At 62.5% G+C, this 448-nt stretch carries 1 protein-coding gene; it reads left to right on the top strand.

The genetic code is table 11. The features are described 5' to 3' along the window. Positions 1 to 87 precede the first annotated feature (87 nt). A complete protein-coding gene (locus tag AC6BYQ_RS27870; RefSeq protein ID WP_498057867.1) occupies positions 88 to 429 on the top strand; it encodes a MobC family plasmid mobilization relaxosome protein in 342 nt (113 codons plus the stop codon). The last annotated feature ends 19 nt before the right edge of the window (positions 430 to 448 follow it).

The following is a 448-nucleotide window of genomic DNA, read 5'->3' as shown; positions in this document are numbered from 1 at the left end:
GTCAACGGCCTGACGCGCCTGCGGCTTGTCCAACCCCGGCACGCCCAGGAACGGGTTCCCGACCGTCCGGGGTTCTGAGGAGGAATGATGTCCGGTAAACGCACGAAGATGTTGACGTTATGGGTGACTGATGACGAACACGCCAGATTACTGGCGCGGTGTGACGGCAAAGCGTTAGCACGGTGGATGCGGGAAGTGTGCCTCGATGAGCGCCCTTCGAGGCGGAGCAAATTGCCAACGCTGGCGCCTGAGCTGCTGAGGCAATTGGCGGGAATGGGTAACAACCTGAACCAGATAGCGCGGCGGGTGAATGGCGGGCAGTGGTCGCCTCAGGACAAGGTGTCGGTGATGGCGGCGCTGATGGCCATCGATGCCGGGCTTGAGCGTGTGCGCCACGCGGCACGGGAGAAGACTGACGATGCTGGTTAAGTTTCATGCCCGTGGCCGG

This window comes from Serratia sp. LTN-2 (assembly GCF_059740205.1).
This window is presented reverse-complemented; position numbering and strand designations above follow the sequence as displayed.